The organism is Spiroplasma corruscae, assembly GCF_002237575.1.
In the GTDB taxonomy this organism is placed as follows: Bacteria; Bacillota_I; Bacilli_A; order Mycoplasmatales; family Mycoplasmataceae; genus Spiroplasma_A; species Spiroplasma_A corruscae.
Genome location: NZ_CP022535.1, coordinates 487942 through 510349 on the forward strand (window position 1 = coordinate 487942; position 22408 = coordinate 510349).

Annotated in this window: 17 protein-coding genes; 16 read left to right on the forward strand and 1 reads right to left on the reverse strand. The window is 25.6% G+C overall.

Annotated elements, in window-relative coordinates; genetic code table 4:
• The first annotated feature begins 6 nt into the window (after positions 1-6).
• The 10 genes from oppC to SCORR_RS02285 all read left to right on the forward strand — a co-directional run bounded on the left by oppC (position 7) and on the right by SCORR_RS02285 (position 14942).
• Positions 7-975: an oligopeptide ABC transporter permease OppC gene (oppC, locus tag SCORR_RS02235; protein ID WP_094048701.1), complete on the forward strand. Its 969-nt coding sequence runs from the start codon at positions 7-9 to the stop codon at positions 973-975.
• On the forward strand, positions 975-2891 hold the full coding sequence (locus tag SCORR_RS05580; RefSeq protein ID WP_281251261.1) for an oligopeptide/dipeptide ABC transporter ATP-binding protein: 1917 nt from the start codon (positions 975-977) through the stop codon (positions 2889-2891). Before oppC ends, SCORR_RS05580 begins: the two co-directional genes overlap by 1 nt.
• A 19-nt stretch (positions 2892-2910) precedes the next feature.
• Positions 2911-5079, forward strand: coding sequence for an oligopeptide ABC transporter ATP-binding protein OppF (oppF, locus tag SCORR_RS05585; RefSeq protein WP_094048702.1), 2169 nt, complete (start codon positions 2911-2913; stop codon positions 5077-5079).
• Positions 5080-5100: 21 nt separating this feature from the next.
• Positions 5101-7464 carry an ABC transporter substrate-binding protein gene (locus SCORR_RS02255; protein WP_094048704.1) on the forward strand — a complete coding sequence of 788 codons (2364 nt, stop codon included), beginning with the start codon at positions 5101-5103 and terminating at the stop codon, positions 7462-7464.
• A 177-nt stretch (positions 7465-7641) separates the two neighbouring features.
• Positions 7642-8340 (forward strand): GntR family transcriptional regulator, encoded by a 699-nt coding sequence (locus tag SCORR_RS02260; protein WP_094048706.1) that lies wholly within the window; start codon positions 7642-7644, stop codon positions 8338-8340.
• Positions 8341-8361: 21 nt separating this feature from the next.
• Positions 8362-10284 (forward strand): PTS transporter subunit EIIC, encoded by a 1923-nt coding sequence (locus tag SCORR_RS02265; RefSeq protein ID WP_094048708.1) that lies wholly within the window; start codon positions 8362-8364, stop codon positions 10282-10284.
• Between the two features lie 20 nt (positions 10285-10304).
• Complete coding sequence (locus SCORR_RS02270) at positions 10305-11756, forward strand: glycoside hydrolase family 32 protein (RefSeq protein ID WP_094048710.1); 1452 nt, start codon at positions 10305-10307, stop codon at positions 11754-11756.
• Positions 11757-11759: 3 nt separating this feature from the next.
• Positions 11760-12683, forward strand: coding sequence for a carbohydrate kinase family protein (locus SCORR_RS02275; protein ID WP_094048712.1), 924 nt, complete (start codon positions 11760-11762; stop codon positions 12681-12683).
• 58 nt (positions 12684-12741) lie between these two features.
• Positions 12742-13272 (forward strand): hypothetical protein, encoded by a 531-nt coding sequence (locus tag SCORR_RS02280; protein ID WP_094048714.1) that lies wholly within the window; start codon positions 12742-12744, stop codon positions 13270-13272.
• Positions 13273-13295: 23 nt separating this feature from the next.
• Positions 13296-14942 (forward strand): DNA/RNA helicase domain-containing protein, encoded by a 1647-nt coding sequence (locus tag SCORR_RS02285; protein WP_094048716.1) that lies wholly within the window; start codon positions 13296-13298, stop codon positions 14940-14942.
• Here the strand turns inward: SCORR_RS02285 and SCORR_RS02290 are convergent.
• The gene (locus tag SCORR_RS02290; RefSeq protein WP_094048718.1) at positions 14939-15307 is read right to left on the reverse strand and encodes a hypothetical protein; all 369 of its coding nucleotides are present in this window, start codon (positions 15305-15307) and stop codon (positions 14939-14941) included. The genes SCORR_RS02285 and SCORR_RS02290 overlap by 4 nt on opposite strands.
• A gap of 155 nt (positions 15308-15462) precedes the next feature.
• Here SCORR_RS02290 and SCORR_RS02295 point away from each other — a divergent pair, with 155 nt between their 5' ends.
• The 6 genes from SCORR_RS02295 to SCORR_RS02320 all read left to right on the forward strand — a co-directional run bounded on the left by SCORR_RS02295 (position 15463) and on the right by SCORR_RS02320 (position 22408).
• The gene (locus SCORR_RS02295; protein ID WP_094048720.1) at positions 15463-16413 is read left to right on the forward strand and encodes a molecular chaperone DnaJ; all 951 of its coding nucleotides are present in this window, start codon (positions 15463-15465) and stop codon (positions 16411-16413) included.
• Positions 16414-16517: 104 nt separating this feature from the next.
• Positions 16518-17186, forward strand: coding sequence for an ATP-binding cassette domain-containing protein (locus tag SCORR_RS02300; protein ID WP_157705340.1), 669 nt, complete (start codon positions 16518-16520; stop codon positions 17184-17186).
• Between the two features lie 672 nt (positions 17187-17858).
• A complete protein-coding gene (gene lplA, locus SCORR_RS02305) occupies positions 17859-18854 on the forward strand; it encodes a lipoate--protein ligase (protein ID WP_094048723.1) in 996 nt (331 codons plus the stop codon).
• 10 nt (positions 18855-18864) lie between these two features.
• Positions 18865-19983: a pyruvate dehydrogenase (acetyl-transferring) E1 component subunit alpha gene (pdhA, locus tag SCORR_RS02310; RefSeq protein WP_094048725.1), complete on the forward strand. Its 1119-nt coding sequence runs from the start codon at positions 18865-18867 to the stop codon at positions 19981-19983.
• Positions 19983-20975 (forward strand): alpha-ketoacid dehydrogenase subunit beta, encoded by a 993-nt coding sequence (locus SCORR_RS02315; RefSeq protein WP_094048727.1) that lies wholly within the window; start codon positions 19983-19985, stop codon positions 20973-20975. The genes pdhA and SCORR_RS02315 overlap by 1 nt, the downstream gene beginning before the upstream one ends.
• Positions 20976-20992: 17 nt before the next feature.
• Positions 20993-22408, forward strand: a complete 1416-nt coding sequence (locus tag SCORR_RS02320) for a dihydrolipoamide acetyltransferase family protein (protein WP_094048729.1) — start codon at positions 20993-20995, stop codon at positions 22406-22408.

Consider the following 22408-nt stretch of genomic DNA (forward strand, 5'->3'; position numbering starts at 1 on the left):
AAAATTATGAAATTTAAATATATAAATAAAAATTTTGATATTAGTAAGATCGATAAATTATTATTTAAGTATATAGATAATGAGAATGAAAAAAAGGCTGAAGTTATAGATTCAAAACCTTACAGTTATTGAAAATCAGTATTTAAGTCTTTATTTACTAAAAAAATCTTTATGATTACACTCGTTATTATGATAATTTATATAATTATGACAATTACAGTTGCAAGAGGTGAGGTACCCGTACCTTCTGATAAAACAACTTCAAGACCAGCTTCTCCTAGTAGTGAACATTGATTTGGATTAGGTTTACTTGGTGAAGATCTTTGAAATAAAATTTGAATTGGATCAAGAACTACATTAGTTTTTGCAGCAGCTATTTCATCAATAGAAATAGTAGTTGGTATTATATTAGGATTAATTTGAGGATATTTTTCAAAACTTGATATTATATTTATTGAAATTATTAGATATATCTCATTAATACCATCAATTGTATTATGATTATTAATTATATTGTTGTTTGGTGGTGTTGCAACTATGCCAATTTTAATTCTTGCAATATCTATAACAAGTTGAATGGGAATTGCTTCGGTAATTAGAGTACAAACAATTTTAATAAGACATGCAGAGTATAATGTTGCATCTAAAATCTTGGGAACAAGAGGGTTTAGAATCATGTTTAAAAATATTTTGCCTAAAATATTACCAATAGTAGTACAAACTGCATCATATTCAATTCCTGGAGCAATTGCATTAGATTCAACATTAACTTACTATAATTTTGGATTTGTTAAAGATTTAATAAGTGAAGCTTCATTAGGTTCTATTTTAAATTCTGCATTAATTGATACTACTTGACAAGTATATCCTCACTTATTATATATTCCAATTGGAATTATAAGTGGAATGTCCTTATTGTTTTTCGTAACTGGTAAAATAATTTCTGATTCACTAGATCCAAAACTACATAGATAATGAAGAATAAAATACTATCATTAAATAATGTTGAGGTAAAATTTAGAATCAGAAAAAATATTTTAACAGCTATTAGAAATGTTTCTCTTGATGTTTATGATCAGGAAATATTAGCTATTGTTGGAGAATCGGGTAGTGGAAAATCAGTTATAACAAAAACCTTTACAGGAATGTTGGAAATGAATGGTTATATTTCAGATGGTTCAATCATTTATTTTCCAAACGAAGAATCTAAAACTACGAATGAATCTTATTTTAAAGAACCAATTGATTTAGTTAGATTACAAAAAAATATAATTGATAAATATACAATTAAAGCGGTTACTAAATCATTTAATAAAGAAATTAAGTTAAATAGAAAGTATAAAAATAAGTTAAAAAAATTAAATGAAATTAAATTAAACAAAAAAATTAATTATTTTCAGTCGAAGCTAGAAAATTTAATTAATTCTAATAATAAACTTGGTTTAGATTTTTCGAAAAAATCAAGTATTAAAATATATAAAGATAAAATTGATATCTTAAAAGATGAATTAAAATATATTAATAATATTGAGTATAGAAATAAAAAAAATGATGATATTGAATATGATTATTTTCAATTATCTTCAAATAAAAGAAAAATAAAAGGACCTAGTTTATTTGATAAATATAATCTTTTTAAGATAATAAGATTTTTAAAACTTTTAAATAGATCCAATTTGGTACTTAATATAGACAGTCTAATAATATTTTTTAAATTAAATCATCTTAAGTTATTATTAAAAAATGTAAAAAATAAAACTTTTATAGAAAATCAAAGTCTGTATATAAAAAATACTTTTATTGAATTTTATGAAGAAATATTTACAGAGGAATTTAGCAAATCTTCTTTAAAAATACTTATAGAAAAGTACACTTTATTATCGAAAAAACTTGTAATCGATGAAAAAGAATTAATGTTTTATAAAAATAAAAGTTTTAATAGTTTTATTTGTTATTATGCTTCAAAAACATATAACTTTGAATTAGAAATTTTAATTGAAAATTACATTATAAATTTATTTAATAATAAAACCCTAGATTTAGACAAAATATTTAAAGTTTGAAATACAATTAAATCTATAAATATATTTAAAAAGTTTAAAGCTTTAAAAGATATTAGAAACTTAAGAGGGAAGACAATTTCTACAATATTTCAAGATCCAATGACTTCGTTAAACCCATTGCTATCAGTAGGTTTTCAAATTTCAGAGGTTTTAAGAAAAAAAATAAAAATGTCTAAGAAAAAAGCTAAAAAAGAAGCAATAGAACTCCTAAAAAAAGTAGGTATTCCAGATGCTGAAAGAAGGTATAAAGATATACCTGGTCAATATTCTGGAGGGATGAGACAAAGGGTTGTTATTGCGATTGCATTAGCATGTAGACCAAAAATATTAATATGTGATGAACCAACAACTGCACTAGATGTTACCATTCAAGCACAAATACTTGATTTAATAAAGGAACTACAAGAAGAGTACAGGTTTACTGTTATATTTATTACACATGATTTAGGAGTTGTTGCAAAACTTGCTGATAGAATTGCTGTTATGTATTCAGGTCAAATAATTGAGTTTGGAAAAACAGATGAGATATTCCATGATCCAAAACATCCATATACGTGAGCTTTATTATCATCACTCCCACAACTAGGAGAGAAGGGAAAAGATTTATATTCAATAAAGGGGTCTCCACCTTCCTTGTTTAAAAAAATAAAAGGGGATGCATTTTCTTTAAGAAGTGATTTTGCACTAGAAGTTGATAGAGTGTATGAACCACCTATGTTTAAAATTAGTGAAACTCACTATGCTAAAACTTGATTACTTGATGATAGAGCACCAAAAACTCTTAAACCAGAAATTCTTAATGATTTAAGAAGTAAGATTGAAGATTAATAATAGAAAGAGAATTATTATGACAAATATAAAAAAGAGTAATCCTTTTCTGAAAATTCGAGATATTAGTATTGTTTTTAGGAACAAAGGAAAAAAACTTAAGGCTGTTAATGAGACAACAATTGATATATTTAAAGGAGAAATCTTTGGATTAGTTGGTGAGTCTGGTAGTGGTAAAACTACAATAGCAAGATCTATAGTTGGTGTTCAAGGTTTAAATGATGGTGCAATTTATATGGATGACGTGATAGTTGCAGGAAAAGCGGAAAGTTTATATAAATTAAACATTTCGATTACGAAAAAATTACAGGACTTTGAAAACAAAATCTATTCCATAACAAAGAATTTAAAATATTTGTTTGAAGATTTAAAAAAAATATATTCAAATAATGATGCATCTAAAAAAATAAAGAAAGAAGACTTTATAAATAAATTAAATATTAATAAAATAATTTACATTGATGAAATGTATAAGTATAGTTTAGAAATTATTAATAGAATGAGTAAAAAACAAGAAAGAATAGTAAGATTTGTAAAAAATATTACGAAACAAATACCTGAGATTTCTTTGGAACTTGAAAACTCAATATTAACAAAGCAATATCAAATAAATAAATTAATATTTGAGCTTAAAAAAAATGTTGAAGAAATATTTCTATTAACAAACGGAATCTTAAATAAGTCTAAAGTTGATCTGAAAAAACTGTACGTATTTTCAGATTTAATAGAACCATTGTTTAATAGTTTAGATAACGTAATTACAAAGAATTTATATTTAATTGATTGCATTGAAATATGTAAGAAAATTCAATATGAAAATACATTATTAGTAGCTCCTTCAAAAATTAAAGATAAAAAATTACCATTATATTACAAAATGATTTATATTAAAAGAACAGATTTCATTAATGAATGTAATAACCAACTTAATATACTTTATAGTCTAGGAGAAGAAGCTGATAAGAATTATATTGAAAAACTTGAATATTTTAAAAGAGACTTTTGGTCTAAAAAAAATATGAACATAAGTGTTTGTAAAAGTATATTGGATTCATTTAGTAATAATAATTATGATTATAAGAAGTTGGATATTTATTATAAAAAATTACAAAATACCGACTTTGAAAATACATTAAAGGAGTTGATTACAAGTAGAAAAAAATTGGATGATGAAAGTATAGATTCATTAAAAATAGAATTAAACTATATTAAAAAAATTGTAAAAAGAAATATTGTAAAAGATGCCGAACTGATTGAGCACTATTATAAGTGAAAATCAATTGAGAATAATTATACAAAAAGCGACTATGAAAATATAGTTGAGTTTATTGAATTCTTAGAATTACCTTCTATAGATAATCTGGTAAGAAAGTCATTTTTCTTTAAACCAATGAGTAAAAAAGATGTAAGAGAAAATAGAAGGAATATTCAAATGATTTTTCAAGATCCAGGTTCATCTTTAAATGATAGAATGGCAATTGAAGAAATTGTAGGTGAAGGATTATGTAATTTCAAAAAATTATATAAATCAGAAGAATCTAAAAAAGAATATATGGACTATTATAATTTACATAATTCAAATAAAATAAGTGATATTAAAAGTATAAAACCAAAAGATGTTAAAAAATACTTAATTCTAAAAACTATTAAATCTGTTGGTTTGTTACCAGAACATTTATCAAGATATCCACATGAATTTTCAGGTGGTCAGAGGCAAAGAATTGGTATAGCAAGATCGCTTATAATGAAACCTAAAATTATTGTAGCGGATGAACCAATTTCGGCATTAGATGTTTCGATTAGAGCTCAGGTTCTAAATTTATTTAAAAAGTTTCAGCAAGAACAAGATATTACATTTATATTTGTAGCACATGATTTAAGTGTTGTTAGATTTATAACTGATAGAATAGCAGTTATATATCACGGGCAAATATTAGAAATGGCTGAAGCTGATGAACTATTCAAAAACCCTATTCACCCATATACTAAATCTCTATTATCAGCAATACCTCAACCTGAGCCGTCACTTGCAAGAAATATAAAGAGCTTTGTATATGAGCCTGATAAAGAACATTATGACTATATTTTTGACTTACCATCATTTAAAAAGTTGGAAGAAGGACATTATGTTTATATAAACAATAGGGAATATAACGAGTATAAAGCTAAAATAAAAAATATAAAATAGAATAAATGAAAGGTTAAAAAAATGAAAAGATTATTAATATCATTAATGTCATTATCATTGGTATCTACACTATCAACTGGCTTAGTTGTTTCTTGTGGTAAAGATATAGACCCTGACAGTACATATAAGACTGTATTGACTAATGTCGAACATTGAGTGACAGCAAAAACAATGTCTGAAGGAGATTATTATACTTTAGCCAATACTAACGCAACACCTTTAGCGGGTGATGAGTATGGTAGAGTATTTGGTGATTTATTTTTACCTAAAAAGGAATATTCAAATAGTGATCCAACAATAGGTTGGCATGATGAAGCTAAAAAGGAATGAAAATATCAATTAAGATCAGATGCAAAGTGATATAGATATAATGGTGAAGTTGTAAGAAATATTACTGTTAATGATTTTGTCAATACAGCAAGATTTGTTTTAAATCCAATGAATGCATCACCTGTATATAACTTATGAGCTGACTTTATTAAAGGTGCTAAAGAGATAAATACAGAAGCGCTTGCACAAAAAGATAAAGATGATTATGATTTTGATAAAATATTTGATAATATGTCAAAATCAGGAGGATTGGGTATAGAGGCTAATTCAAATGACAATACTGTTAAGTTTACATTAACTAAAAACACTCCTTATTTTGAGTCATTATTAACATATGGTGTTTTTGCTCCACTACATGATGAAGTATTAGTAAATCCAAATATTGATAAAGATTATAAATTAGGGTACTACTCAGGGGCATTTTTACCAACAAACTATGTACAAGATTCAACTTTAATATTGGATAAAAATAATGATTATTATTTCGCAAATAAAACAGAAGTAAACAGAATTAGAGAGTTAAAAGTGTCTAACGTTACACCTTCAACAGCTAGAACATTGTTTGAATCAAATCAAAAAACATTAAGTGGTTTTGTGGTTAGTATAAATGATGCACAAGGTTGAGAAAAATATGTAGGTGATCCGGAAAATCCTAATAAGTCTGATGGTATGACTAGATACCCAGATAGAGGTGGAGGTTTAGGTTCTTGATTCTTAATGTTTAACTACTTAAACCAAGATTATTATGGTGCTGATCCAACTAAACAAAAAGAAGCAATTCTAAAATCTAAATTACTTCAAATGAAAGAAGTTAGAGCATATATTTCTGAAACATTAGACAGATCTCAATGAGCAAAATATTACTCTTCAATATATGATGGAACTAGTGATATTTCAAGTCAATTAAGAAATACTTTTGTTCCACCTACTTTTGTTAGTGGTGAAGATGGTAAAGATTATATCGATTATTTTGTTGATTCATTAAATAGTCAAGAAGGATTCGATGCTGATAAAACACAAGAAGGTAAACAGGAGGCTACAAGAGAATTGCTTCTAGATGGTTCTGATTTTACTAGATCTATGGGACTTGGTGCAAGCTCACTTAAAGATGCATCAAAATTAAGTAGTCAATTAACTAAAAAAGCACAAGAGCTAAGAAAATTACTAAAAGAAAGTAAGGATGAAGATATAAAATCATACTTTGCAAACGATAATGCCAGCGTTCAATTAATTGATTATGAAAGTCCGGATATAAAAACTTCAGTTGGACAAAACATAGGGTTAATGTATCAAAAATTTAATGATATAGAAAACAACCCACTTAAAGTAAATGTAACTTATGCAGCTTCTGATCAAGAATATACATCAAAATCTACATCAGGTTATTCAGATATTTCTCTAAGTGGTTGAAACCCTGATTATGCAGATCCTATGACATATTTATCAACTATAAAAATGGATGGTGATTATGAAGGATATTTAAGAATGGGAAAACTATTTAATTATAGTACTTATGAAGAAGCTTCAAATGGTGGAAAACTAGATGCTTCTGCAGCATTCCAAGCATTATCAAATGCTGCAAGTTTAAATGTAAATAGTGCAATTAAAGAATTATATAGTAAAGTAATATTGAAAGATAAAAATGATAGTGGTAGTGGGCAAGCAATTTCTTCACTATTTGAAGACAGATTTAATTATACAAAACAGTTAGTTGAAGCTGATAATAAATTAACTAGTGTAAACTCTGATAGATATAAAGAATTTAGTAAATTAGAAGCACAAACATTCTATAGTGATTATTATGCAATTCCATTATTAAAAACTAAACCAAAATATCAATTCCAAGTAACTTATACATTACCATATCAATTATCAAGTTATGCATATGGTGTAAGTTCAAATAAATACTTTAACATGAAAATGACATCTGTCTTATTACCATATGACGAGTTAGCAAAAAAACAAGAAGTATTCTTTAAAGAACTTGATGAAGTTAAATCAGATAAATTATCACACATAGACTCATATGTATGAGATAAAAAAGCAGATTTTTAATATTATTTAAACCTATTCAAAATTGAATAGGTTTTTTTTATGAAACTTATAATCATAGGTATATAACTTTCTAAAAATATGTTATTAAATATAAATAACATATTAGACTAAATAATCAATATCTTTTATAACTTATTCATTAATGTATAATTATATTAATATTAAGGATAAAACGGTATGGATAAAAAATGAGAGATTGTTTTTGATTATTTGATGTATTTAATTAGAGAAAATAAAGTACATCCTGGTGAAGTTCTACCAAGTCAAAATATGTTAAAAACAAAATTTAAGTACTCAGAACAACCTATAAGAATAGCATTTAATAAATTAATTGAATTAAAAATAGTAAAATCTGTTAATGGAAAAGGATTTGTAGTTCAAGATAAAATTAAAAATAATTTATTATTTAGTTTTAGAGAGTTATTTCCTGATTCAATAAACAAATATACTTATTTTAATGAAATTAATTGTGATACTAAGTTTTCTAAAATAAGTGGGTATCAAGAAGGTAGTGTTTTATTGGAATTTCATTGTACTAGAATGTCAAATGATAAAAAAGTAATATTATTCCAAATTAGCTATTTATTAAAAGAAAAGTTTATAGGTTTAACCCTAGAAAAATTAAATAATAACGGCTTAATGCATTACATTGAAAATAATACTAATTCTATTGTTAGTCATGCAACAAAAAAAATTAATTATGTTAAAAACGTTGAAGATATATTAGATAAGTTTGACCATTTTGATGAATCAATCGATGCATTGATTCTTGATGAGGGCAAAGTTTATGATATTTTCGGAGAAGTATTAGAGTATAGAAAAAGTTATTATAAACCAGAAGAGTTTGAGTGAAATTTTATAGAGTGACGAAAATAAAATTACATAGAAAGGTATATTATGAAGAAAGTTAATTATGCAATTGAAGCACAAAGGTTTTATGATGCTGTTGGTGGTAAAGATAATATTGATAATTACTTACATTGCGTTACTAGACTTCGTTTCAATATTAAAGATAAAGAAAAAGTTAATATTAGTGCGATTAAGGAGTCTCCGATTGCCAAAGGTACTAATTGAACACAAAATCAATTACAAATAATATTGGGAACCGGTGTTGTTGAATCAGTTTACGCTGAGGTACAAAAGATTTATAATAAAACAGAAAAAACTTCAACAGAAGATTTGCAAAAAAGTAAAAAAGAATCATTTGAAGAATTCAAACTTAAAGCTAAAGAGTCAAAAGAAGCAATTAGAAATAGGGGAGGAAAGTTTGCTTGAATACAATTAAGTATGAAAGCATTAGGTGATATTTTCTTACCAATTGTACCAGCTATAGTTGCTGCTGGACTTGCAATGGGATTTGCAGCGTTATTTCAAAATATATTTCATTATGATACAGAATCTTTATTAGGAAAAATACTTGATATTATTACTAAAACAGCTTTTAGCTCGTTATCAGTACTAGTATGTTGATCAACTGTAAAAAAATTTGGTGGAAGCCCTGTTTTAGGGATAATAGTAGGATTAATGTTAATAAGTCCTTTGTTACCAGATAAGGGTTCAATTGCAACTTGAAATGCTCAACAAGATTTTGCAAGTTCATTTGACGCAAGTAAATTTGATGGTAAAGATATGCAAACTGTTTGAAAAGAAGCAACAGGATTGGGTTGAATGACTAATCCAGTTGTTCCAATTAAATTGTGAATTATTCCAATAACAGGTTATCAAGGATCTGTTTTACCTGCATTAGTAATTGGTATAGGAGTTGCATATTTAGAAAAATGAATAAAAACTTGAATGCCAAAGGCTGTTAACATAATATTTACACCATTTTTAACTATTGTAGTTTCATTATTAGTAGCTTTATTTGTATTGGGACCAATATTATTAATGGTTGAAGAAGGTATTTTAATAGCAACACAAGCAATTTTAAGTATTCCATTTGGTTTTGGTACAGGTTTAATAGCTGGTATTTTACAAGCTATCGTCATCACTGGATGTCATCAAATATTACAAGGATTAGAAATGCAACTTGTAATTAAAGGTAACACACCAGATGCAGCAGGGCACTTAAGTGGTTCAATCTTTAATGCAATATGAACAGCATCAATTATTTCACAAGGTGGAGCTGCAATGGCTGTTGCGATAAAAGCGAAATCTAAACAACAAAGAAACTTAGGTATATCATCTGCAACTTCTACATTTTTCGGAATAACTGAACCAGCAATATTTGGTGTCAATTTACCAGCAATAAAACCATTTATATTTGCATCAGTTGGTGGATTCGTTGGTGGTTTATTTGCTGGAATATTTAGTGTAACATGCAAAGGAATGGGTGTTACAGTAATACCAGGACTTATATTATATACAAATGATATTAAAAATTTATTATTAATGATTGCATTAAATGTAATTTCATTTGGAGTAGCTTTCTCTCTTACTTTCTTCTTTTATTGAGAAGCTGGTAGAAAAGTTACACAAAAAGCATTAGATGCATTTAATAAAAAAATAAATGAATTCAAAGTAAAATTAAGTAATATTAAAAATCAAGTATCTGAAGTAAAAAGCGAAGTAATTTTAAAAAGAATGGAAATAAGACTTGAAAAACTACACAAAAAAGAGGATAAATTAAAAGAAGATAAATTAAAGTATGATAATTATTTAATAGAAGTTAAAGAGTTAAGAGCGAAAGATAAAGCAGAAGCTCTAAAATTAAAACAAGAGAAAAGTGATCATAAAAAAATGATAAATGATTTAAAATCAGATCCAATTAAATGGAAAGAGTACAAAGAAAAAATTAAACAAGAAAGTAAGTCTAAATAGTTTAGATATGGAGTTGAATTATGAAATGAGAAAAACACGATAAAATTGATTCAAGTCATCTTAGATTCTTTGAGGATTGACATGATAAAAAAGAAAGTGATTGATACAATAACCAATTTCATCTATCTGGCTTTTGTGGTTCGGTAAATGACCCAAATGGACTAGTATTTCATGATAATAAATATTTTATTTTCATTCAGAATTGTCCATTTAGTATCTTGCATTATAATAAGTCTTGAGCTTTATACACAACTACTGATTTTATAAATTATACATATGAAGGGATTACACTAACTCCTTCAAATAAATATGATAAGGATGGTGTGTTTTCAGGAAGTGCAAGAGTTAATGATAAAGGCGAAATGGAAATATACTATACTGGAAATATTAAGTTTAATGATATCGATAGAACAAGTTATACATTAAAAGCTTTTATTGATTTAAAGAAAAAACTAGTTACTAAAGAGTTATTATTTGAATGTGATAAAACAAAATATACAGGTCATTTTAGAGATCCAATTGTATTTGAAAAAAATAATAAACTATTTATGATGAATGGTGCTCAAACATATGATAAAAAGGGAACTTTAAGCATTCATGGATTTGAAAATAATCAATGAAAATTTATTAAAGATGTAAATCTAGATGAAGGTTTCGAACAACATTCTTATATGGTAGAATGCCCTAATCATTTCTATATTGATGATAAAGAGTTTGTATTTGCTTGTTTCGAACAAGATGCAAAATTAAAAGATGGTAGTCACTTTGTTAAATATAGACAAGTTGAAATTGATAATAATCTCAATATAAAATTCTTAACAGATTTAAGAAAAATAGATTTAGGATTCGATTTCTATGCACCTCAGGTTTTTTCAAATATTAAAGATAGAACTATTATGCTTGGTTGATTAGGTAACTCAAAATCAAACCCATTCCCAAAAGAACTTAATACTTGAAGTAATCATTTAACTGTTCCAAGACAATTAACAGTTAAAGGTGATAAGATGTATCAATATCCAATAAAAGAAATGGATGAATTAAGATTTCAACTAATAAAACCTTCAAAAGATTCATATTTTTATGATAATGGTATTGTTGAAGTTTTAGCTTCAGATATTAATAATAATGATTTTAATTTATCAATTGGAAATGAAAAAAAATCAATTTTATTAAAAGTAGAAAACAATAAGTTTATAGTTGATAGAACTAATATGGATTATAAAAGCGAAGAAGATTTACCATCAATTTTAGATTTTGGAAATCTCAAAGTTAATGATTTAAGAGTTCTTATCGACAGAAGCTGTTTAGAAATATTCGTAAATAGTGGTGAACACGCAATATCTGTTAGATTCTTTATAAAAGATCATAGTAAAATTAAAACTAATTTAAATAAATTGAATGTATATCAATTAGAAGGTTATAATTATGAATGACATAATAGAATTTTCAAAAACGAGTTAAAGGAAAAATAAAACATGAAAAATATTGTTTCAATTGGTGAAGTATTAATGGATGTATATCCAAGTGAAGATGGCATAAAAGAAGAAGTTGGTGGAGCTAGCTTTAATGTATCTTGTTCAATAGCAGCATTAGAAACAAATAATAGTTATTTTATGGGTAGTATCGGAAATGATGACTATAAAGATAAAATATATAATTTTATTAATAAATATAATATTAAAAAAGATTTTATACAATTATCAAATAAACCAACTACTGTTGCAAAGGTAACTTTAGATGAAAACAAGGAGAGGTTCTTTAAGTTTATTAGAAATAGTGATGCTGATTTTAAATTAAATCAATTTAGTGATGAAAAACTAAACGAAATTGATTTTATTCATTTTGGTAGTGCAACAGGGTTTTTACCAGGAGATTTACAAAAATCATACTCTGATTTATATGATTTTGCATTGCATAAATCAATTAAGTTCTCATTTGACCCAAACTTTAGAGATAAGTTGTGATTTACTAATAATGAAGTGGATTCATTTAAGAAATATTGTGAAAAGTATTTATTAAATGCGGATTTAATAAAATTAAGCGATGATGAATTAAAACTAATAACAGGTATTCCTGATCAAGAAGAAGCATTAAAATCATTAATGGTTCAAAATACTAAAGCACTTATATGTATTACAAGAGGTTGTGAAGATACAATGTGTGCCTGAAATAATGAAATAATTTATGTACCAGTAGTTTTATGTGATAATTTAGTTGATACAACAGGGGCTGGAGATGCTTTCATTTCAAATCTAATTAATGAATTTGTTAATGAAAGTGTTAACCCTAAAACTCCAAAGAGCGAAATAATAAAGATTGTAAAAAATTCAAATAATTTTGCAAATAATGCAGTAAGATATATTGGCGCTATTAGTTTCCTTGATCATTTGAAAAAATAAAGGTTTTAAAACCTTTATTTTTTTATGCTAAAATACCTATATATGAGGAGTCTACAACTTGAGAATTATTCCCCCTGAAATATTTAAATACACACCTGATAATTCCTTAACAGCATTAAGAAAAGAGTTTGGTATGTATGATTATTGTTTAAATGTAAATCCTAATAATAAAGCCATGCAATTATATTTAGATTTAGGAAGAAATTATTTTAATTATTCATTATTTGAATGGATAAAGGAAATGATGAATAGAAATCATTATGTAAATACTTTTCATTATTTTTATGCAAAAAATAATAAATTTAATGTAGTTGATACAGATACATTTTTAATTATAGAATGTATTATTCAATGAGATTTGAAAGAGTTTGAACCATATAATACAGATAAAAGTTGGTATGATTTAGCAAATGTATATTTATATAATAGTAAATATAAAATTGACCTGTCATTAGATATTTACAATTTTTTATGTGAATATTATAAAGATAATTATATGAATTTAAATGATAAAGGTAAGTTAAAAACTAAACAATTAGATATAATTAAAGTAATTGAATATTTTAAACAAGTTGTTTTAAATAAATAGCGAAATTATAGAATAAGGTTTAAATGGTAAAATACAAAGCAAATGTTTCTAAGTTAATAAATGACATTGGTTGAAAGAATTTCTCTACAATATTTGGTGAGTTATTTTATGAGGCTCAAAAAGGAGAGATGAAATCTTGAGATGTTTCGTTAAAGGAGTTTTGAAAGGTATTATTACTAACTAATTTAAATGATAATGTTGATATTTATTTAGAGTATACTTTTGATTTTGCTTCATCTAGATGTGATGTAATAATAACAGGTAAAATAAATGGTGTTGATAAAATTATGATTATTGAACTTAAGCAGCATTCAAGAGTTATAGATATAACTAATAAAAATGATTTATTGATTTATAAGAGTAGTAAATCATCAGGAACATTATCAAATCAAATTAAAAGGTATATTAACTTTTTTCAGGCTTTTATTGAAATAAATAATATTAAAAATACAAATATTATTGGTGTAGGATTTCTTCATGATATGTGAGATATAAAACTAGAAGAAAAAAAAGTTATAGAAGATAATAATGATTGAATTGTTGATAATCTAAAATTTAAGTTATTTATAAAAAATCAATACATTGAATTTGCCAATTATATTACAGAAGAATTTAAAAATGCTGAAAATAGTAATTTTATCGATGATTTTGAAAAAAGTTTAAGTATACGTGGAATCAAAACAATCGATGTAATAAAAAATAAAATATCTGATAAGGAATTAATATTAACAGATCAACAAAAGCTTTTCTCAGATGACATCAAATATAATATAAATAGTAAAAATGCAGAGAAAAAGTTATTTATTATTGAAGGTAATGCCGGAACTGGTAAGACAATACTAATATATTCGTTGTACTTATACTTAAGAAATTCATCTAAATTCAATAATAGCACTCATATAATGGCAAGAAACTCGACATTCATTAGAAACATAAATTCTTTTTTAAATGATGGTTATAAATTTAAGCAATCTAGCTCAGTGGTTAAAAGAAAAACGGATAATAATCAAGTTATTTTATTTGATGAAGGTCAAAGATTAACCATGGAGCAAATAATTAAAGCAATTGATAATTCAAAAGCAATAATTATTTGCATAGATGAAAAGCAAAAGATAAATTATACTGATGAGGTTAGAAAAAAACTAATAATTGATTATTTTAAAGCAAAATATCCAAAAGGAATTCATAAAAGTTACTTATTAGAAAATAGTATTAGATTTTTAAATAACAGAAATTATATAAAATTGGTCTACTCTTTTTTTAATAATGATTTTATCCACTGTGAAGAAAATGCTAATATTTATCTATATAATAATCAAAGTCAATTACATCAAAAAATTATAGAGTTAAATAATAATTCTGAAAATCTAATGATTAAATCTTTTAAGCTTGATGATGATGCAAAAAAATATAGCTATAATTGAATTAATTCAAGTTATAAAATGAATGAAATTGCATCAATTTATTATGTTCATGGTTTAGAAGTTGATTATGTAGTTATTTACATTCCAAAATATATTGAAGTGAAAGATAAAAACTATGTTGAATTTGTCGATTCTATAAAAACTAACAGGTTTTTAACTTTATTAACAAGAGCTTTAAAAGGTGCTTTTATTTATTGTGAAGATGAGAAATTATATAATATTCTTTATAAGAAATTAAATTATTAATTATCTTTATAATCTTTATTAACATTTAATTTTAATAGTTTTCTAATAAAAATAACAAATATTATAGTATTGACTATTGGTATAAAACAAGTTGTAAATAATTTCTTTTTATAATTATTAAATATATCTTTATAATTTAACATATTTTCAATTTTATTTAATATATAAAATTTTAAAAATATCGGTAAAAAGAAAAATAGAAAAGATCCGCCAAAATATGAAGTTGGTACTAAAAAATTTTGTATTCTAAATGCATCTTTAAAATAAATAATACCAAAATATAATGTAACGATTGTTAAGGGAACTGATACAATATCTAATATTATTTGTAATATTGAAAAACCCTTAATATTTGATTTGGACATATTATCCTCCAATTTAATAACATATTAATTATATATAAAAATTAAAATATAGATTAATTGCATGTTATATATTTAAAAATAATAAAAAATAATTTATTAGTGTTTAGGAGTATGAAGTATAATATTAATAATAATTACATAAAGAAAGAATAGTTATGTCGGAAAGCTCAGATAAAAAAATAAATAAAGAAAAAAGAAAAATAAATAAGATATTTAGAAATATTACTAAAACAAATGTTGATGATTATGAAGATGTTAATCAAGATGATGAAAGTGTTGGATTTTTAGATTATGACGATGAAATATTTGAAAAAATCCATTTTAATAAATATAGCTTTATAAACAATCGAATTAAAGAAGAAGATTCTAATTTTGGATATTTAGAATATTTATCAAACAATTTCTACAATAAAACAAGAGAAGTGTATTTACATTATAATTTTTTAAAAACCATTGATATTAAGAGTTTTAAAATTAAACTTAATAATCATTATTTTAGTATAAATAGATTTCCTTGTTTAATATCTCAAGATAATTTAAAAATATTATTAAATAATTATAAGAATCTTGACGATTTTACAATAAATCTAATCAAAGCTTGTGTATATAAATTTACATACTTTATTCATAAAACAGTAACTTATGGAATTAATGAGAACATAGTTAATTTTAATAATTATATTAAAAACAAAATTTTAATTAAAGATACTATTAAAATAGTTGAATTCTATTTAAATGATCTTTATATTAATCTTTTTAATGAACTAAATAATCCAAAGGTAGATTTTAAACATAAATATTATGCTAATTATCTTTTAAATCATTCGTTCATTATTTCAAACTATAATCATTTTGTTAAATGGTATAAAATTTATTTAGATAATTTTGTAAATAGATATAATATCAATAATATCAATAATGAAATAAGTTCTGCATTTAGTTTTTTTAAGTTAGATGATGATGCTAGTTATGAAGATTTTAAATTAAGATATCGTAGCTTATCTAAAAAATTTCATCCAGACTCACTTGGTGTTAATAATGAAGAAGAAATTCTAAAAGTAAATTATTATAAACTTATCCTTGAAAGTTATTTCAAAAATAATTAGATACAATATAATGCATACTTCATTATATCTTTTTTGTTATAATAACCCTAGTTATTCATTAACTTATTTATCAATATCATAGATCAAGAGTAAGGAGCATTAAATTGATAAAAGTAAAAAACCTTGTGAAGGTTTATCAAAATAAATTAATTATAAAAAAATTAAATATAAGCATCAAAAGAGGGGAATCGGTAGCTATAGTAGGGCCACCTAAGTCGGGTAAAACTACTTTATGTAATCAATTGTTAGGATTAATAAACCCAACAAGTGGTGAAATTATAGTCAATGGAAGTATGGCAATAGAAAAACCTGAAAACTTCTTACAAAACTTAAGACTTGTTTCTGAAGAGATGAATCTTTTTAAGGATATAAGTATAAGTAAATTTTTAAGTATTTATTCAAGGTTTTATTCAGATATTGATGAATCATTTTTTAATTATGCAATTAATTTATTTAATGTTAATTTAGATAAAATTATTGGCGAGTTAACGACTGAAGAAAAACATTGTGTTTCTTTAGTGTGTGCTTTTATGCTAAAACCAACTGTTTTAATTTTAGATGAACCTAAAAAAATATTAGGCTTAAAAAACCAAGTTAATTTTGACAAAGTAATTAAATTATTACAAAGTTATGGGTCAACAATTATTATATTTTCAGAAAATCTAAAAGAAATTAAGAGTATTTGTAATAGAGTCGAGTACATCAAGAATGGTAAATTAATAAATAAGAATGAAAAAAACAATGATGATAAACATGATATTTCATCAAAATAAAGAATAAATCAGTTTATTATGATTTATAAGGTTAATTATTAATAAGATAGAAATATTATTGATAATATCACGTATTTATGGTGATAAAAAGTTTAGATAGCTTATTAGGAAGAACTTATTATGAGCAATTTTAAAGTATGCTTTAGTATTTTTGTTAGTTAAATCATTTGGTTTTATTTATATAGTACAAAAAACTAATGATAAATTAAGTGTAGAATTATTAAATTATCAATATTTAACACTTAAATAAAATAATAGATTAAATGGTATTAAAAATGATAAAAAACTTATCGAAATTGGTACATATAAAGAAATTTATGTATTTAAATGATATTAACATAAAGAGAGTTAACTTCCATTAGGTGTAATCGAATATTTATATTATATTTATATAATAAATTTATTAAAATACTTATATTAATAGTTTGAGGAGATAAAAATTTCTTAATGAACTAAATAGAGTATTTAGAATCAGTTTATTATTTTTGGCTTTATATAATAAAAAAAAATATTTTTATATATTTAAGAATATTGGAATAAAATCTATTTGTAAGTAAGTATTTTGATATTTAATGTATATACAAAGTTACAAATTAATAAAATATAACACTTTATGTTTATTTCATTTATTTGGTTATATAATTAATTTGTATTTAAGAAGGTAGGAATCATATGTATATTTATAAAAGTAACTCTTTTAATCCAAAATATAATCTTGCAACAGAAGATTATTTAACAAGAAGTCAAGAGTATAAAGACCCAATATTATTTTTATGGCAAAACGATAATACAATTGTTGTTGGTAGAAATCAGAATTTAGCGTCAGAAATAAATTTACAAACAACAGAAGCTGATAATGTAAATATCATTAGAAGAAATACTGGTGGTGGAACAGTATTTCAAGATCTAGGAAATATGAACTTTAGTATAATATATACCGATGAAGACAATAAAGGAGTGTCGATGTTTGCTGAAACATTAGAACCTGTTATTAAAACATTGAATAGAATGGGTGTTGATGCAAAATTTTCAGGTAGAAATGATATTGTATTAAATGGTAAGAAGATATCAGGAAATGCAATGTTAAAGTATAAGAATCGTTTTCTACAACACGGAACAATACTCTTTAATGCTAATTTAGATAAATTAGCAAAGTACCTTACAGTTGATAAAGCAAAAATTCTTTCAAAGAATATAGCTTCAATTGTTGCTAGAGTAACCAACATAAACTCAGAAGTTGAGAATAAAATTGAAATACAAGATTTTTGAGAAGAACTTATAAAGACCTATGAAATGCAAGGTGAAATAAAATATTTAACATTAAACGAGAAAGATTTAAAAGAAATTGATAGATTATTTAATGAAAAATATAATGATCCAAACTGAACTTTTACAAAAAATGCTACATTCGACTATGTTCATAAAACAAGACTTGAAGGAAAAGGAAGTTTTGAAATTTATCAAAATGTTGTTGATAATGTTATTAAAGATATAAAAATTTATGGAGACTTTTTAGGTTATTCTGGTACTGAAGAACTTGAAACAAAACTTAAAAATACACCATACAAGGCTAGTGAAATTAGAAAAGTTATTGAATCAGTTAATATTAAAGATATATTCGGAGAAAATATTGAAGTTCAAGATATATTAGATTTATTAATTCAATAAAGGAGGATTTATGAAAACAAAGTTTTTAAATGTTTTTGATCCATTGAAAAACCAAAGAGTTGAAATAATGGATAAAACAGGGAAAATAATTAACCCCAAATTAATGCCTGATATAAAAGATGCTAAGTTATTAGAGGCTTATAAATTAATGAATTTATCAAGAAGGCAAGATGATTATCAAAATAAATTACAAAGACAAGGTAGATTATTATCATTTCTATCTTCAACAGGTCAAGAGGCTACAGAAGTTGGATATACCTTACCTTTAATAAAGGGTAAGGATTGATTTGTACCCGGTTATAGAAATAATGCAGCATGATTAACTATGGGAATGCCAATGAGAAATATAATGTTATATTGAATGGGTAATGAGTATGGAGCGAAATCACCAGATGGCGTAAATATGCTACCACCAAATATTATTATTGGTTCACAATATTCTCATGCTGCCGGAATTGCTTTTGCAGAAAAGTATCGTAAAACAAATGCTGTAACTGTAACTTCAACTGGTGATGGTGGAATGAGTGAAGGAGAAACTTATGAAGCAATGAACTTTGCAAAACTTCACGAATTACCTGTATTATTTGTTTGTGAAAACAATAAATGAGCCATATCAACTCCATATTCAAAATCAACAAAAGCTTTAAATATTGCGGTTAAGGGTATTGCATCGGGTGTTCCTTCAATTAAAGTTGATGGTAATGATTTTCTTGCTGTATATTCAGTTGTATCTGAAGCTATAGAATTTATTAGATCAGGTAATGGACCTGTTTTAATTGAGTTTGATACTTATAGATTGGGAGCTCACTCATCTTCAGATAACCCAAAAATATATAGACCAGAAGAAGAATTTCAAGAAGCATTAACAAGAGACCCATTAATAAGAATGAAAAATTATTTAATTGAAAACAAAGGGTGAACTGAAAAAAAACAAGAAAAACTTGATAAGGAACAAGACGAATTTATAAAAGCTGAATTTGAATATGCAGAAGCAAATAAAGCTTATCCTTTAGAAGATGTGTTCAATTATGTATATGCTGAAAAAACTCCAGAGCTAGAAGAACAATACAAAGAAGCAAAAGAGTTCTTTGAAAAATACCCAGATGTATTAAAAGGAGGTCATCACTAATGCCAAAAGTACTTAATAATGTTAAGGCAGTATCAGAAGCACTTGATGTTGCAATGGATAAATGAAAAGAAGTAGTAGTATATGGTGAAGATGCTGGTTATGAAGGTGGTGTCTTTAGAGCAACTGAAGGTTTACAAGCTAAATATGGTGAGGAAAGATGTTTTGATGCACCTATTAGTGAGGCTTTATTTGCAGGTCTTGGAATCGGAATGGCTTTAAATGGAATGAAACCTGTTGTTGAATTACAATTTGAAGGTCTTGGTTGAGCATCACTACAAAATATTCTTGGACATATGGGTCGTATGAGAAATAGAACGAGAGGAAAATATCCAACACCGTTAGTAATTAGAATGCCAATGGGTGGTGGAATTAGAGCACTTGAATCTCACTCTGAAGCAATGGAGGCAATGTACGCACATACCGCTGGTGTAAAGGTTGTTTGTCCTTCAACACCATATGATACAAAAGGATTAATATTAGCAGCGATTGAATCACCTGACCCAGTTATAGTATTTGAACCAACTAAATTATATAGAGCTTTTAAACAAGAAATACCTGATGGATATTATACTATTCCAATTGGAGAAGCTTTCAAAATACAAGAAGGTAATGATTTAACAGTTGTTACGTATGGAGCACAAACTGTTGATTGTCAAAAAGCTATTGAAGAATTAGAATCAAAAAAACCTGAGTTAACAATTGAATTAATTGATTTGAGAAGTATTAAACCATGAGATAAAAAAATGGTTTGTGAATCAGTTAAAAAAACAGGTAGATTACTTGTTGTTCATGAAGCAATTAAATCATTCTCAGTATCTTCTGAAATAATAGCATCTGTTAATGAAGAATGTTTTGAATACTTAAAGGCACCATTATCAAGATGTACTGGTTTTGATATTGTTATTCCATTTGATTCAGGTGAAGTTTATCATCAACCAAATCCAACTAGAATTTTAGATAAAATGGAAGAAGTATTAAATTTTAAATTTTAATGCAACAGAACTAAAATATGTATAAAGTTAAGTTTGCAGACATTGGTGAAGGTTTAACAGAAGGAACAGTCACTGAAGTTTTAGTAAAAGTTGGAGATAATGTAAAAAGTGGGGACCCTTTATTCAATGTAGAAACTGATAAAGTTAGCTCCGATATTTATGCACCAGTTGATGGTGTAATTGCCAAAATTGCAATTGAACAAGGACAAGAAATTAAAGTAGGAGATATTGTTATAGAAATAGAAGATGGAGAAGGTGGTAGCGTGGAACCAAATAAAGAAATTCAAAAAGAAAAACCAGTTGAGGAAAATGCATCAGTTGTGGGTTCAACTCCAGTATCAGATGAATTAATTACAAGAAATCAGTCAGCTACTAAGGCTCAACAAATAGTAGATTTTTCAAATCAAAGTAGTTTAATTGATAACAGCAATGCAAATGTAAAAGCATCACCATTAGCTAAAAAAATGGCTGCTGTTATGGGAGTTGATTTAACAAAAGTTACTCCAACAGGACCAAATAACAGAATTCTTGCAGCTGATATTGAATTGTTTGCAAGTAGTCCTAAGATAGAACCTGAAGGACCAAAAACAGTTACGCATATGTCACCATTACCACAAGTTCCTACGCCATTAGGTATTGATCCAATGAATAGAACTCAATTGCCAAAACAAGGATCATTTGAACAAAAAGTTGATTATGCAAATCCTTTAATTTCAGTTCCAGAATTTAACGATCCTTTATTATTTGATTCTATTCCTATGAATCCAATAAGAAAAGCAACTGTTAAAGCAATGGATGTCGCGCATACTAAGGTCGCTGGTTTTACAGGTTTTAGAAATATTGATATTACAGATTTAGTAAATCTAAGAAATAAACTAAAAGGGTATGCTGATACTCAAAGGGTAAAATTAACATATCTTGCATTTATTATAAAAGCTGTAACTTTATCATTAAGAGATATGCCTAATTTAAATGTAAGAATAGATGAAGAAAATAAAGCAATTAAATATGCAAATCAAATAAATATTGGTATGGCTTGTGATACACCGGACGGATTAATGGTACCAGTTATTAAAAATGCAGATAGATTAAGTGTTCTTCAAATTGCTGTCAAGATTAATGATTTAGCTATAAAAGCAAGATCAAAAAAATTATCAATGAATGAAATGACAGGAGCAACATTCACAGTGACTAATTTTGGTTCAGTTGGATTAGATTTTGCGACGCCAATAGTTAATCACCCTGAATCGGCAATACTTGGAGTTGGAACAATTACACGCGCTCCTGGAGTAGTTAAAGATCAAATAGTAATCAGAGACTTTATGCCATTTTCACTTACAGCAGATCATAAAGTAATTGATGGTGCTGATGCAGGTAGATTCTTGCAAAGAATTGCATTTTATCTACAAAATCCAGAAATAATATTAGTTTAA